Origin of the sequence: Suttonella ornithocola (genome assembly GCF_001889065.1) — a bacterium.
GTDB classification, from domain to species: Bacteria; Pseudomonadota; Gammaproteobacteria; order Cardiobacteriales; family Cardiobacteriaceae; genus Suttonella_A; species Suttonella_A ornithocola.
On the sequence record NZ_LWHB01000029.1, the window covers coordinates 1 to 15,504 of the forward strand.

The window sequence follows — 15,504 nt, forward strand, 5'->3', positions numbered from 1 at the left end:
AAAAGAGAGCACTTTCAAAGAACAAATATAGATAAGACCGCTCAAGACAAACCGATAGTCTATCTTGATGAATGTGGTTTTAAAGCCTTTGATCATAGACCTTATGGCTACAGCACAAAAGGACAAGTTTGTCATGGAAGTGATAACTGGCATTTAAAGAACCAGAGCAATGCGATTGGAGCCATTATCAATGGAGAATTGTTTGCCTTACGCTTATATGATGGTTCTATTAACAGCGATATTTTCTCTCATTGGGTGAGAGAAGCACTGTTACCTGAGTTACCTAAAAACAGTGTAATTGTCATGGACAATGCCGCTTTTCATAAACGCAGTGATATTCAAGCAATCATTGAAGAGCATGGGCATGAGATAGTTTGGTTACCCCCTTATAGTCCAGACTTAAATCCCATTGAAAAGATGTGGGCTTGGATTAAGCAAATACGCAAAGAATGGCGGATGGATTGTATTGATACTTTATTCTTTTATCTGCTTTGGATTGGGTTGGGTTTTAGATGATTGCACTATATGACACCTTAAGCTCAAATAAATAAAGCCTACAAGCCACCCTCTACACACGATAAAATAACCTTTTTCTCAAACCATGCTTCATCATCCAATTGATCATCATCACATCTGGCATCCTTATCAAACGCCCTATCCCGAGCTTGCTGCTTATTGCGTTTCGCACGCACAAGGCGCAACGCTAACGCTTTCTAACGGCAAAACCCTAATCGACGGAATGTCTAGCTGGTGGTGTGCCATTCACGGCTATAATCACCCAACGCTTAATGCCGCTATTACTCGACAATTAAACCATTTCTCCCATGTGATGTTTGGGGGATTAACGCATCAGCCTGCTATTGCGCTTACTGAAAAATTATTAGCACGACTGCCTACGATGGCACATATGTTTTATAGCGACAGTGGTTCTGTATCGATAGAAGTTGCTTTAAAAATGGTGCTGCAATATCAGCAAGCCAGAGGCGAGCATCAGCGCTGTAAATTTGCCACCATTCGCGGGGGTTATCATGGGGATACCTGGCATCCAATGAGTGTTTGCGACCCTGAAACAGGTATGCATCATCTCTATCAAGGAAAATTAGCAGTACAGTATTTTTTACCGCGTCCAACTACTACGTATTCTGAGCCTCAATTAAACGCACAAGATACTCAAGCGTTGGAACAATTTTTTATGTCTCCACCTAGCGATCTCGCTGCCTTTATTTTAGAGCCTATCGTTCAAGGAGCTGGAGGAATGTGGTTTTATCATCCTGAATATCTTTCGCAACTTTCACACTATTGTAAAAAACATCATATTCTTTTGATTATTGATGAGATTGCAACGGGTTTTGGACGTACCGGAAGTTATTTTGCACATACTTTGGCGAATATTCGTCCTGATATTATTTGTATTGGTAAAGCGTTAACAGGAGGAACGTTAAGTTTTGCCGCTACATTAACCACCAAAGCGGTAGCGGAAACGATTTCACAAGGAAATCCATCTGCGCTAATGCACGGACCAACTTTCATGGGCAATGCGCTTGCCTGCGCTGCCGCTTGTGCAAGTTTGGATTTATTAGAAACAACAAATTGGCAAGAAAATGTTTTGCGAATTGAAAAACATTTCCAACAGACTTTTCTACCACTCGAACGTCCCTACATTGCGCAAACGCGCGTATTGGGCGCAATTGGCGTCATTGAACTTCATCAACCATTAACGCTAGAAAAAATCACCCCTCTGTTTGTGGAAGCAGGCATTTGGGTACGACCCTTTGGCAAACTGGCTTATCTCATGCCACCGTATATCATTTCCGATAAAGAACTCACCCAACTTACCACTGCCCTCATTAACACCTTAGACAACTACCACCAATGAAAAACCCCTTATATCAACCCTATTACCACGCACAACAACAGCGCCTAAATAACAGCGCTCAACGCTATTTACGCCCCGCCCCAATAGGCAAAGACTTTACCTCCAACGACTACTTAGGCTTAGCCGCCAACACCGAGCTTTATCAAGAATTTTTACGCCAACAATCCCAAACCGCCATCCGAGCAAGCAGCAGCGGTTCTCGACTATTAGGTGGCAGCGCCACAATCGCGCATCAACTCGAAAACCTATTAGAACAACACTATCAGCGCCCAGCGCTCTACATGAACAGCGGCTACCATGCCAACCTCGCCATCTTACCCGCCCTATTAGAGAAACAAGATTTGATTTTGGCGGACAAACATATTCACGCCAGCCTGATTGACGGCGCGCGCCTAAGCCAAGCTACACTCATCCGTTACCCGCATCAAAATTTAGAAGCACTCGAACAATTATTGATAAAACATCGCGCAAACTACCGACAAACCATCATCGTCAGCGAAGCCCTATTCAGCATGGACGGCAGCCTAAGCAACCTCCAGCAACTGGTTAAACTAAAATCTACGTATCAAACTTTACTCTACATTGATGAAGCCCATAGCGTTGGCTTATATGGTCAACACGGATTAGGGCTAGCCAATGCTTATCATCTTCAAAACGAAATTGATATATGGGTTGCGCCATGCGCTAAGGCCTTAGCTGCGATTGGTGCAATCGTGCTGGTTCCTGAAATTCTCAAAGACCATCTTGTTAACCATGCACGTCCGCTCATCTATTCTAGCAATCAACCGCCTATCAACATTGCTTGGTTGCATCATCAAATTGAGCATTTGCCACAATATGATGCTCAGCGTCATCAATTATTTACCAATATTCGCTACCTTCAAGCCTTATTAAACATTCCTACCACTGAAGAAAACCTCAGCCCAATTCTGCCGTATCTCATTGGCGATAATGCGCGCACGCTTCAGCTAACACAATTTCTCCATCAAGCTGGGATTAGCGTCGCGGCGATTCGTCCTCCAACCGTTGCGCCAAAACAAGCACAATTACGCATTAGCCTAAGCGCTACACATACTACCCAAGATTTAGACTATCTTGCTGAACACTTACAGCATTCTCTTTAGCCAGCTTTTCCATCCACCCGAGGCGTACACCAATACGGTAAATAAGCGATTGCCAATAAAAGGAACGCAACAATCCATAACACTTGCGCAATCGCTATCCACCACAAGTAGACACTAGGAAAGAACAAAGGAAACACCACTCTAAAAACCGCCGACAAACTCACGCACACCAATAATGCCGGAACTACCTTAGGCGGCATATGAATATTTCGTCCCGTATGTCCTAAACTCACTCTCGCCATCATTGATAAAATCATGATACCAATTCCACCAACTGCCATTGCGTGCATTGCCCAAGATGCAGGGAAGCTCCAAAAAATCCTCAAGAAATATAAAAATAAACCTAAAACAATGAACCAAAGTGAAAACAACATACTCCAGAGCAAAGGCTTTTTCCAAACGCCAGGCGTGTACCATCCTACCAATCGCCAAGCATGACACACAGCAGTAACTAGCGCCAAACCTGCTGCCAACTGCTCCCACGGCGTAAACAATTGAATTAAAACAAAAGCAACGAATCCAACCAAACATAAACGATCAACAAGTGTGCTATTTTTTGGTTCAAAAGGATATCCCACACCACGAGAAATAAAAAATGGCGTTACGCGTCTGCCTATCGTTAATAACAAACCAATGATGCTAAACACACCTAAATATAGTCCATAATGCCAACCAGAAAACCACCCTAAAGCCCCTGCCAAGCAGAAAGCATTTGCTAGCATCATCAGTACAATTTTTGAAAGAATCCCCATTTGTCGCCATTGCTTAATCGCGATAATAGGCTTTGCAATGGCATAAAATAGCAATCCCATAAAAATAAAATCCAAACCTATGCCAATACGATAAAGAGAAGGTGCAACTACAAAAATCAAACGCGCCAAAATCCAAGGCAACCAAATCAGGAACAGAGAACGCCCACTAGGCATGGCTTGCCCCGTCCAATTCCCCACAGCAGTTAATAAAAACCCCGCAACTGCTGCCATTGCATAGCCAAACACCATCTCATGCCCATGCCAATAAATAGAAGGCAAATCTCCCAACGGAATGGGCAATCCAAAATCATATAATGCAAGCCATATCATCATCGCAATCGCGCCATATAGCGCACTACTTGCGAAAAAAATACGGAAACCAAGAAAAAAAATCGGCGACCTCATCCCATTATCCTTTCATTAAAAACGCATAAACTAACAAAAAACATATGCTCCTTACTTGACCTAGCGCAAGCAGCCCACCCTACTATAGTCAAATCATCTAAAGCAGAACTTTCTATACAGACTCTAGTCAAATTGTTTTCTAACGACAATTTTTTCTTTGACGCCTCCAGTCGCTACAAGCGTCATACCTGTAGCAATTTTCCAAGTTAGCTCGAAATGTTGTTGTAAATTTTTTGTTTTATAAATAATTTCTGAATACTGACTATTTTTATCGTAACAGTAGTTATCAGCATAACAACTCCAACCGACTGGTTGAGAAGGACAAAAACCATTATCCACACACAATTTTTCAAAGGAGGTAGCTAGTTTTAATAACTCTTTTTCTTTTAGATATCCTAAATAAAATACATATCCTTGCAGTAATCCGATAATTAGAATAACTGTCAGTATTTTCTTCATTAGATATCCCTTATCTGCACATCCTATTCTTACTTTTCTCTATGGCTATAGAATAATATTTTTTTACTTTTTTCTAACTCTTCAAATATCATCTACTTTTCTTATAACAATATATTTTTTAATCTTATCCAAACAGGATTTAGCCTTTGACTAATAATCTGAGAATTTTGCAAAAAGCACTAGGTGAAATTTATAGAATATTCTATTTTTTGTAGCTAATTTAACGGCATAAGAACAGGATTAACGACAAAGTGCGAGATGAGGATATTGCTTTTCCCAACGGTGCGGATAGTGAAGCAACTTACGAGAGCTTCAGCTGACAGCGGATTTGCTCTCACACCAAAACCAAATTATCACGATGAATCAGCGTTTCCCCATGAATGAGCAACCGCGCGACTTCATCGCTATGCTTACCCGCTAAAATACGGCAATCATCGGCGTCATAATTCACTAGACCGCGCGCCAATTCCTCTCCTGATAAGCTTTTACACGACACCAAAGCCCCGCGTGCAAATTCTCCCTCTACTTTGGAAACACCCACTGGCAATAAACTTTTTCCTCGTTCACATAAAGCCGTGACCGCACCTTCATCTAGCCACAATGTTCCTTGTACCTGTAGCTGTCCGCCTAACCACTGCTTACGCGCGTGTTGCGGATCATCAGGAGCAATAAACCATGTTCCAACCGCTTCTCCTGCCGCTAAACGCGTAATCACATCCGCTTTATAACCATAAGCCAATAACGTTTGCGTTCCTGAGCGTGCGGCTTTCCGCGCGGCTAACACTTTGGTATACATACCACCGCTGCCCAAAATCCCGCCAACCTTACCTGCCATCTGCGGTAATCTTGGGTCGTTTACCGATACCTGCGAAAGAAACTGCGCATCAGCAAACTCTCTGGGATTTTTGTCATACATCCCTTGTTGGTCTGTCAAAATAATATAGCCACCTGCGGCGGTAATATTTGCCACCATTGCGCCTAAATTATCATTATCGCCAAAGCGAATTTCATCAAAAGCGACCGTATCATTCTCATTGATAACGGGAACAATGCCATGCCCACACATCGCTTGCAGTGTTGAACGCGCGTTCAAATAACGCTTACGGTCAGCGGCATCATCATGCGTGAGCAACACCTGTGCAACCTGCACATCATATTGCGCAAAAGCCTCCTGCCACGCCTTAGCCAACTGCATTTGTCCCACCGCGGCAGCAGTTTGCAAATCCGCCAATGCAGTGGGACGCTTTTTCCAACCTAAGACTCTTAACCCTACAGCAATCGCGCCAGAGCTGACCAATACACATTGCTTCCCCATTTGCTGAAGTTTAGCAATTTGCTTAGCCCAGTCGCTCAAAGCTGTAACATCTAAGCCCTCACCATGATGGGTAATCATCGCGCTACCAATTTTAATTACCCAACGCTCAACCCCGCATAATTCGCTACGCGATTGCATGACTACTCCTCTTCAGTTCTTTCTGAAACCTGCATAAATGCCTCATCAGATTTCATTTGCTCCAAAGCTTGCATAATATCTTCACATAACCGCGCAGTTCCTTCGCCTGTCGCTGCAGAAATTCGATAAACAGGACCTTCCCAACCAATCGCTTGCACAATCTCTTCCTGACGTGCCACCTGTTCCTCTGGTGATAACGTATCCATTTTATTTAATACCAGCCAACGCGGAATTTCCGCAAAAACGTCATCATATTTCACCAACTCTGCGCTTACCTGCTCAAAATCTCGAACGGGGTCTTGAGAATCGCTCATTGGCGAACAATCTAACAAATGCAACAACAAACGATTACGCGACAAATGCTTTAAAAACTGATGTCCTAAACCTGCGCCCTCAGCAGCCCCTTCAATTAAACCTGGAATATCTGCCATTACAAAACTTTGCAAAAATCCAACCCGCACTACCCCTAAATTTGGATGAATCGTCGTAAAAGGATAATCCGCCACTTTAGGCTTTGCTGCCGATACCTGAGAAATTAGCGTTGACTTACCGGCATTCGGCATTCCCAACAAACCTACATCTGCCAACAACTTTAATTCCAAGCGTAGCTCTCGTTCCTCACCTTCTGTACCCGGCTTAGATTGACGAGGCGCGCGATTAACCGAACTCTTATAACGCGTATTTCCTAAACCATGAAAACCACCGCGTGCCACCAAAAGCGTCTGTCCATCTTCGGTAATATCGCCAATCAACTCGCCCGTTTCTTCTACAAATACCTGTGTTCCAATGGGAACATCAATATACAAATCCTCGCCACTTTTTCCGCGCTTATTGCGCCCTTCGCCTGGTTGACCATTTTCCGCTTCAAAACGACGAGTAAACCGGAAATCCGCTAACGTATTCGCGCCATCATTCCCACGTAAATATACACTACCGCCATCACCACCATCGCCACCATCGGGACCACCAAACTCCACATACTTTTCACGACGAAAACTAACAACACCATTGCCGCCCTTTCCAGCCTTTACAAAAATCAGCGCTTCATCTACAAACTTCATAACCCTTCCTCACTAAATACCACCAATCAATTGATGCCACATATATCTTTCACTAAGCTGGCTGATACACACCCATCGCCGTTGCTTGCGCTAAACTTTCTTGCAACGCACGTTGCGCCGCCACCCATTCCGCGTTAATGCCAAGCTTACCAAAAAGCGCCACATCTCCCGCCTCATCTGCATTCTTCGCCGTTAACAGCTTACAGCCAAAAAACACCGAATTTGCCCCCGCCATAAAACAAAGCGCCTGCGTTTGCTCATTCATAAACTCACGCCCAGCAGCAATCCGCACGGCTGATGTTGGCATTAAAATCCTAGCCGTTGCAATCACGCGGATAAAATCAAAAGCATCGACATCCTCAGCATGCGCCAATGGCGTTCCCTTTACTCTAACCAACTGATTGATAGGAACACTTTCTGGCGGCTTTGGTAAATTCGCAAGCGTGACCAACATCGACAACCGATCTGCCTCAGCCTCGCCCATCCCCATAATACCGCCCGAACAAATCTTCATTCCTGCCTTACGGACATTCTCTAACGTTTCTAAGCGATCATCATACGTGCGCGTCGTAATAATCTCTTGATAATACTCGCGTGATGTATCCAAATTATGATTGTAATAATCTAGCCCAGCATCTGCCAACGATTGCGCCTTTTCTGCATCTAACATCCCAAGCGTCATACACGTTTCTAACCCTAAAGCCTTTACCTGCTTAATCACTTCCGTTAAATATGGCATCTGATGTGGCTTAGGGTCGCGCCAAGCAGCGCCCATACAAAATCGCTGCGCCCCTTGCGCTTTCGCATTCCTAGCTGCTTGCAAAATCTCCTCTAAAGGCAACAAAGCTTCGCGCTGAACCCCTGTTTGATAGCGAGCGCTCTGCGGACAATACTTACAATCCTCTGGACAAGCGCCCGTTTTAATTGATAACAACGTACTAACCTGCACCTGATTGGGATCATGATGGGCGCGATGCACCTGTTGTGCTTGAAAAAGCAAATCCATAAACGGTTGATCATGTATTTCGCGCGCTTGCGCCAAAGTCCAACGTGTCATCATACAGCCCCACCAATAAAAGCCCGTATAATACCGCCTTTTTACTGGCACACAAATTTATCAGATGACAAATATAGCTTTAACTATTCCTCAATTACTCGCCCAAGAACTCAATACCCAAGAAAAAAACATCATTGCCGCGGTTACCTTACTCGATGAAGGCGCAACTGTGCCATTTATCGCGCGCTATCGAAAAGAAGCGACCGGTGGATTAGATGACAGCCAACTGCGGTTACTAGAAACCCGCCTCACCTATTTACGCGAACTTGAAGAGCGTCGTGCGGTGATACTCAAAAACATTGCCGAGCAAGAGAAACTCACTCCCGAACTCGAAGCCGCCATTATCGCTGCCGATAACAAAACCGTGTTAGAAGACCTTTACTTACCTTATAGACCTAAGCGTCACACCAAAGCGCAAATCGCCCGCGAACACGGTTTACAACCGCTTGCCGATACCTTACTCAGCGAACAACCACAAGACATTGAAACGCTCGCTGCGCAATATCTCAACGATGATGTTGCTGACACGAAAGCAGCGCTTGACGGTGCGCGCGCCATTCTTATTGAACAATTCGGCGAAGATGCCACCCTCATCGGGCAACTGCGCGACCAACTCTGGCAAGAAGGAGAAATTCACGCGCAAGTGATTGAGGGAAAAGCAACAGAAGGCGAAAAATACAAAGACTACTTTGACCACCGCGAAGCCATCCGCAATATGCCTAGCCACCGTGCGCTTGCAGTTTTACGCGGACGCAACGAAGGCATCTTACAAATCGCGCTGAAATATCAGGCGGACGACATTCCGTCCACGCAGCAGAGTGCTTACGAACAACGCATCGCCGAACACTTTGCCATCTCTCCCGCGCATAAATGGCTCAACGATACCGTGCGTCTTGCATGGCGGGCAAAAATCTTTCTCTCGCTAGAATTAGAAGCCCTCAACCGCCTGAAAGAACAGGCGGATAACGATGCCATCACCGTGTTTGCGCGTAACCTCAAAGACCTGTTACTTGCCGCGCCTGCTGGCCGTTTAACCACGCTCGGACTCGACCCTGGTTATCGCAACGGCGTGAAATGCGCGATTGTTGATGACATAGGTAAACTCTTAGACACCGTCATCGTCTATTTGCACCACGAACGCGAAATGCTCGCTACCCTTGCCGCCAAAATCAAACAACACGCGGTGAAACTCATCGCCATCGGCAACGGCACCGCCAGCCGTGAAACCGATAAACTCGCTGGCGAACTCATTCGCGCGCTGCCTGAAATGGGGTTGCATAAACTCGTAATTAGTGAGGCGGGCGCATCCGTGTATTCCGCCTCCGAACTCGCGGCGCGTGAATTTCCGGACTTAGATGTTTCCCTGCGCGGGGCGGTTTCCATTGCCCGCCGTTTGCAAGACCCGCTCGCCGAACTGGTAAAAATCGACCCGAAATCCATTGGCGTTGGGCAATATCAACATGACGTTAACCAAAGCCAACTCGCTAAAAGTTTAGATGCGGTGGTGGAAGATTGCGTGAATGCCGTTGGCGTGGACGTGAATACCGCTTCTGCGCCATTGCTTGCGCGCATTTCAGGGCTCAATCAAACGCTGGCGCAAAACATCATCGCCTATCGAGATGAAAACGGCGCATTCGACAGCCGAAAAACTTTATTAAAAGTGCCGCGACTGGGCGCGAAAACCTACGAACAAGCCGCTGGCTTTTTGCGCATTCATGGCGGAAAAGAACCTTTAGACGCCAGCGCCGTACATCCTGAAGCCTATTGCGTCGTCGATAATATATTGAAAAACCTGAAAATGAGTGCTGCGGAACTCATCGGCAATCGTGCCAAAATCGCGGAAATTAACGCGCGCGATTACATCACTGAACAATTTGGTTTGCCCACCATTCGCGATATTCTCGCCGAACTAGAAAAACCAGGACGCGACCCGCGCGGCGAATTTCAAACTGCTACCTTTGCCGAAGGCATCAATGAAATTAGCGATTTAGAAGTCGGCATGGTATTAGAAGGCGTAGTCAGTAACGTGGCAAACTTCGGCGCATTCGTGGATATTGGCGTTCATCAAGATGGCTTAGTGCATATCTCCGCTCTTGCGGACCGCTACGTTGCTGACCCGAGAGAAATCGTTAAAGCCGGTGATATTGTGAAAGTCAAAGTGCTAGAAATCGATGAAAAACGCAACCGCATTGCGCTCACCATGCGTCTTGAAGAAAGCGGAAAAAATAAAGCGGATAACCGCTCCACCCCACGCCCGAAATCTACACACGGCAAAGCAGAAAAAAACACAGGCAATACCGCGATGGCAGAGGCATTTAAGCGATTAAAAAGATAATATGAAACATTCACAATTGCTAAACTAGTATATCCAGTGACTTAATAGAATATTTTCTTCAATTCAGGAGTGCAAAATTATGAGCATAAATTACACAGACAGAATTTTCCCAAATAACAAAGGGCTAACAACTTACCTTGATGAATTAATAGCAAAAAATTATCAAATTCCGACATTTCAGCGAGATATTGTTTGGAGTCAAGAAAATGTTAAAAAACTTTGGGATAGCATATACAAATTTTACCCTTTAGGAAGCATTTTAATTTGGAAAACAAATGTAAAACTGAGTAATCATCGTACAATTGGTGGTCGTGAAATAACAGATATCAACTTTACTAGGGCAGAGTATCAATATATTCTTGATGGACAACAAAGAACAACATCTTTATTAACTTCCTTATATGGTAGAAAAATCGAAAAATTATCTAATTTTGATCCCACGCTGTACGTTGATCTCACTATTCCGATTAAGAATGAAACAGATGATGAGAGTTATAAGAATCGTTTTTTATTTTGGTCAGAAATTGATGATCGTAATGGAGAAATCAGACAAAATAGAGGAAAGAAAAAAAAGTTTAACGAGGGATTAATTGTAAAGTTAATTGATATTAAAAATAATTATACTGATATTCAAAAAAGAGTCTTTAATAGTGATATTGTTAATAATGATTTTAATCATCCAATATTGTCAGAATTATCAAAAATAAAAGGGGTTTTAGACAATTATCGAATTTCATTTATTGAAATTAAAGGAATTAAAGTTCCTGAAGTCTGTCAAATATTTGAAAGAATCAATCAAGCAGGAAAACCTTTAAATATATTCGATATTGTCGTTGCTAAGACATTTAAACCAGAAAATACAGAAAAAAATGATAATGGTTTTTATCTCCGTGAATTAATAGATAATTTTAGAGAGTATAATAATAGTGAATTTTTAAAGATTGGTGATCTTGATTATCTTCAGATTCTGGCAACTATTATTAAAGAAAATATAAAAGATAGCGGTGTTAAAAATATTACAGATACATATCTTAATGAGATAAAGACAGAATATATTTTAGAAGTTTGGGAAGAAACCAAAAAAGCTATTCTTAAAACTTTTGATTTTTTTGAAAATCACTTGCATATCAAAACGCCTTACCTAATTCCTTTCCGTTATTTTTATTTTACCATTACAGCTTACTTCTATAAAAACAACTCACCAAATTATAATTTTTTGAAAAAGTATTTTTGGTTTTACAGCTTTCATAATGATGATTTATTAAGCAATACAACGTATTTAAACCAACATATAGCCTTTCTAAATAGAGATAAAATAAAAGAATCTATAATTTTTGAGAGATTTTTAATAGATAAGCAAACAATTCGTACAGCAACTTATAGCTCTAAAGGCAGAATAAGTCGCGCTATCTTAGCATTATATTCGAATGCTCAGTCTAAAGACTGGGAACATTGTGATAGAGAAGTACTTGCCCATAATCTTTTTTTCTCTACTGATAAACCGAATTTACATCATATTTTTCCAACAAATTCAGAATATGTATTAAAAAATCAATACAATAATAAAATTACAAATGATAGTTTAATGAATATCGCCTACTTAACCCAAATAACTAATCTTAATATTACAAATAAAAATCCAATTGAGTATTTGAAAGACTATGATAAACCACAGTTTGAAAAAATTCTTTCTTCGCATTTACTTTCTAATGAAATATTAGAATGGGCAAGATTAGGAGTATTACCAGATAATGCTTTAGATCAATTTATAGAAAATAGAGTAAATCTTGTTTTAGAAACTCTAAAAATAAAATTGGAAGGGATAAATTTTGAAATCATTGATACAAAAAGAGTAGGTGGATTTGAACTCACTAATAATTAATAAAAATCTATTTATAGATTTTTATTATACAGACTGCACCGCACTTAATACACTTTCCGGCATTAGCTGTGCAATTTCTGCACCTCCGTTAGCGGGACAGTTAGGTGGTTGTAGAACGGCGACAGAACTCGCAAATATTGGGCGGGTTCGTTGGGGGTTGGTTGGCCCATAAAGTCCGATAACGGGCGTGCCTAATGCATTGGCGAGATGTAGTCCACCAGTATCGTTACCAATAACGAGTTGCGCTCGTGATAAATAGGTAAGGTAGTCGCTAAAGCTGGTTTGTCCAGCAAGGTTTTGTACACGCTGTTTGGGATAGCCATTGGCAATGGTATGGGTGATTTCTTGGTCGTTTTTAGTACCCGTGAGCAAAAGAGTTACTGAGCTATTTTCTAATAAGGCATTGATAAGCGTGCGCCAATGCGAGATTGGCCAACGTTTTTCTGGGCTATTTTCTGAACCGCAAATTAAGATAATGCTATTGTCTTTATCGTTCTGTTGGTGGAACGGCTGATAACTAATCTGCTGCTGAAGATGAAAGTGTGCGGTAAAGTCTGCCCATAATTGGGTTTGATGGCGTTGTCCATCTTGTTCAGGATGTTTAATCAAATAGCGATGGGTTAAGCTTTTTCTCGGACGCTGCGCCCAAGCAATGCCGTAGCGCTTTTTAGCCCCCATTAGCAACGCTTCGATATCGCTGCGTTGTGAATTGGCAAATAAGATGGCTTGTGAATAAGGTTGGCGTAAAGCTAGGCATTTGGGATAGTAAGTGAAGCCTTTTTTTGGTAGGGCTTGATACGGCAATTCTGGATAGAAGTAGTTAAGCAACGGCGCAAAGCTCGCATTGCCCAGTAAGGTGATTGATGGTTTTTGTTTGGCAATGCCACCAATAACAGGCAATGCCATAACGATATCGCCTAACCAGTTAGGCAATCGAATAAGAGTAAATTGCTTGCTGGTAGTCATGGTTGAGGCTGCCAAGGTCGTAAGGCTTTTGCGCCATCGATATGAAGTTGCAAATGCGGGAACGGTATTTCAATCCCGGCTTTATCAAGCGCTTTTTTCGCTGCTTCTAATAAGCGCATACGCAATGCCGGATATTGCGCAATTTCTTCTGCATCTATCCAAAAGCGAATGAGTAGATTTACAGAACTATCGCCTAACGATTCAACCGCAATAACTGGTGCCGGACGAGTGATAATTTCTTCAAATTGTTCGACGACTTGCATCAATACGGCGCGCGCTTGGTCAATATCTGTTTTATATGCCACACCAATGGGCGCATCTATGCGCAAAGGTCCCCCTCGAGTGAGGTTAATAACGGTTGAACCGGCTAAGTCTTTATTCGGAATGGAAACATGTTCGTTATTGCGGGTGCGAATCCGCGTGGTACGTAAGGTTAACCCTTTCACGCGCCCTTCATAGCTATCCGCGCGTATCCAATCGCCAATCGCAAAAGGACGATCAATCAATAAGGTAATACCGCTAATAAAATTCGCTAAGATGTCTTGTGCTGCGAAACCAACCGCTAAACCGAGAACCCCTAAACCGCCTAAAATAGGCAGTAAGTTGACGCCAAATTGTCTAAAGGCAAGATATACCCCGATAAGAATTAACACGATATTAGAAACGTTATTTAGCAATAAGGTAATGCTTTCATCTAAGTTTTTCTTACGGCTGAGGGATTTAATCAGATGTCGTGATAAATTCCATAACAGCGCAATAAATACAGATAGCGCATATACTCGGAAAATAGCCCCCGTATAGTTTTGCGCAAATGGCATCAGTGCAAATACTGTTACTGCACAGACCATCAAATTGGTCAACCGTAAAAAAATATGGCTATAGCTACGCCAACGCTTTTGCTTATCAGAAGCAGAAAATAATCGATTGATAATTTTATCAATCAGTTTTTTTAGCCCCCAAAAAAAGAGCGTATAAACCACCACTAAGACAGCAGCAGCAATAAAGAAAGGGAGATAGTTATCAAATTTATCTAAAAAAGGGGCAACGTTTTCTTGCCAAATGCCCTGTAGCGCATCTATCCCTAAAACTTGATGTGCGTCCGTTAGATCTATTTGTTCAGGAATAATAGCGATATCGTTTGTATTGGGTAAATCGGGAGGAACCGGCGGCCCGACGAAGTCGGGCGTCGCCGATGCTGATGTTTCACTCATGGATAATTATGTCTCCAAAATTGGGGTTAACCTGTCAGTTGACGAGTAATTAAAGTTTTTAAGGGAGGTAAGCGATTACTAATGCGCAGCACACTATCGCGTAAAAATTTTGCGGGTGCACTTTCGCGCGTGAACAAGCCGACGATTATATTTGTGCCTAAATATAGCGGTAAAGTATTTTTGCGATGTTTACGGCTATATTCTACTAATAAGCTACTAGCGCCAATATCTTTCCCCTGCCCTGCCTGACGCATAATTAAACGCGCCAAGATATCTTGGCTTTTTAGTCCTAAGTTAAAACCATGTGCAGTCACTGGATGCATGCCGCAAGCAGCATCACCAATTAAAGCACAACGATTCGCGTAAAATTGTCTAGCATGTGTTCCCATCAACGGATAATCGCATACTTCGCTCACCAATGTCATTTTTCCAAAACGATGATTAACCTGTTTTTCTACATATTCAGCAAGTCCTTCTGGACTAAGCTTGGTCAGTGTATGGAGTTTCCGTGTATCAATAGTGATGACACAATTGGTCATATAGTCTGTCAGCGGTAAAAGCGCCAGGGTACTGCCATAGAAAAAACATTCAAAAGCCGTATGGTCATTGCTGATTTCATGCTCAAGTCGGAAAACCAAAACGGTGCGACCAAAATCGTGCATTTCGCATACAATGCCCATTTGTCGGCGAACAAAGGATAAACGGCTATCCGCAGCCACTAATAAAGAAGCAGTTAATGTTTCACCATTGTCTAAAGTTACACTGGCTTTTTGATGATTACTGGTTGCTGAAACCACTTTATGTCCCAATAACCAACGAATATTATTTTGCGTTTGGGCCGCATCGTAAGCCGCTTTTCGGATGAGATGATTAGAAACCAAATAGCCTAGCGTATCAATCGGACGTCGTTTGCTATCGTGTTG

The 15,504-nt window shown here is 42.7% G+C and carries 13 protein-coding genes; 5 read left to right on the top strand and 8 right to left on the bottom strand.

The features are described 5' to 3' along the window. From A5N85_RS02485 to A5N85_RS02495, 3 genes are all read left to right on the top strand, one after another. On the top strand, nt 1-516 hold a 516-nt coding region (locus A5N85_RS02485), incomplete at its 5' end, for an IS630 family transposase (protein ID WP_143143156.1). Nucleotides 517-601: 85 nt separating this feature from the next. Further along, nucleotides 602-1,876, top strand: coding sequence for an adenosylmethionine--8-amino-7-oxononanoate transaminase (gene bioA, locus A5N85_RS02490; protein ID WP_072575824.1), 1,275 nt, complete (start codon nt 602-604; stop codon nt 1,874-1,876). Then, on the top strand, nt 1,873-3,000 hold the full coding sequence (locus tag A5N85_RS02495; protein ID WP_084601553.1) for an aminotransferase class I/II-fold pyridoxal phosphate-dependent enzyme: 1,128 nt from the start codon (nt 1,873-1,875) through the stop codon (nt 2,998-3,000). The genes bioA and A5N85_RS02495 overlap by 4 nt, the downstream gene beginning before the upstream one ends. Here the strand turns inward: A5N85_RS02495 and A5N85_RS02500 are convergent. The 5 genes from A5N85_RS02500 to bioB all read right to left on the bottom strand — a co-directional run bounded on the left by A5N85_RS02500 (nt 2,997) and on the right by bioB (nt 8,190). After that, a complete protein-coding gene (locus A5N85_RS02500) occupies nt 2,997-4,157 on the bottom strand; it encodes an NnrS family protein (protein ID WP_072575825.1) in 1,161 nt (386 codons plus the stop codon). The two genes, A5N85_RS02495 and A5N85_RS02500, sit on opposite strands and share 4 nt — an antisense overlap. A 123-nt stretch (nt 4,158-4,280) precedes the next feature. Beyond that, nucleotides 4,281-4,616 (bottom strand): hypothetical protein, encoded by a 336-nt coding sequence (locus tag A5N85_RS02505; RefSeq protein ID WP_072575826.1) that lies wholly within the window; start codon nt 4,614-4,616, stop codon nt 4,281-4,283. A gap of 334 nt (nt 4,617-4,950) precedes the next feature. Then, nucleotides 4,951-6,069, bottom strand: a complete 1,119-nt coding sequence (gene proB / locus A5N85_RS02510) for a glutamate 5-kinase (RefSeq protein WP_072575827.1) — start codon at nt 6,067-6,069, stop codon at nt 4,951-4,953. A 2-nt stretch (nt 6,070-6,071) separates the two neighbouring features. Then, nucleotides 6,072-7,130 (bottom strand): Obg family GTPase CgtA, encoded by a 1,059-nt coding sequence (gene cgtA, locus A5N85_RS02515; protein WP_072575828.1) that lies wholly within the window; start codon nt 7,128-7,130, stop codon nt 6,072-6,074. Nucleotides 7,131-7,182: 52 nt separating this feature from the next. Then, nucleotides 7,183-8,190, bottom strand: coding sequence for a biotin synthase BioB (bioB, locus tag A5N85_RS02520; protein ID WP_072575829.1), 1,008 nt, complete (start codon nt 8,188-8,190; stop codon nt 7,183-7,185). Between the two features lie 61 nt (nt 8,191-8,251). On the opposite strand from bioB, the gene A5N85_RS02525 reads away from it, so the two are divergent. Both A5N85_RS02525 and A5N85_RS02530 read left to right on the top strand, forming a co-directional pair. After that, nucleotides 8,252-10,522 (top strand): Tex family protein, encoded by a 2,271-nt coding sequence (locus A5N85_RS02525; protein WP_072575830.1) that lies wholly within the window; start codon nt 8,252-8,254, stop codon nt 10,520-10,522. Nucleotides 10,523-10,601: 79 nt separating this feature from the next. Further along, the gene (locus A5N85_RS02530) at nt 10,602-12,404 is read left to right on the top strand and encodes a GmrSD restriction endonuclease domain-containing protein (protein WP_211268042.1); all 1,803 of its coding nucleotides are present in this window, start codon (nt 10,602-10,604) and stop codon (nt 12,402-12,404) included. Between the two features lie 24 nt (nt 12,405-12,428). Here A5N85_RS02530 and A5N85_RS02535 read toward each other — a convergent pair whose 3' ends face one another. From A5N85_RS02535 to A5N85_RS02545, 3 genes are all read right to left on the bottom strand, one after another. Continuing rightward, nucleotides 12,429-13,370 carry a glycosyltransferase family 9 protein gene (locus tag A5N85_RS02535; protein WP_072575831.1) on the bottom strand — a complete coding sequence of 314 codons (942 nt, stop codon included), beginning with the start codon at nt 13,368-13,370 and terminating at the stop codon, nt 12,429-12,431. Further along, nucleotides 13,367-14,581, bottom strand: coding sequence for a mechanosensitive ion channel family protein (locus tag A5N85_RS02540; protein WP_084601555.1), 1,215 nt, complete (start codon nt 14,579-14,581; stop codon nt 13,367-13,369). Before A5N85_RS02540 ends, A5N85_RS02535 begins: the two co-directional genes overlap by 4 nt. Before the next feature lie 26 nt (nt 14,582-14,607). Continuing rightward, on the bottom strand, nt 14,608-15,504 hold an 897-nt coding region (locus A5N85_RS02545; protein ID WP_072575832.1), incomplete at its 5' end, for an FAD-dependent monooxygenase.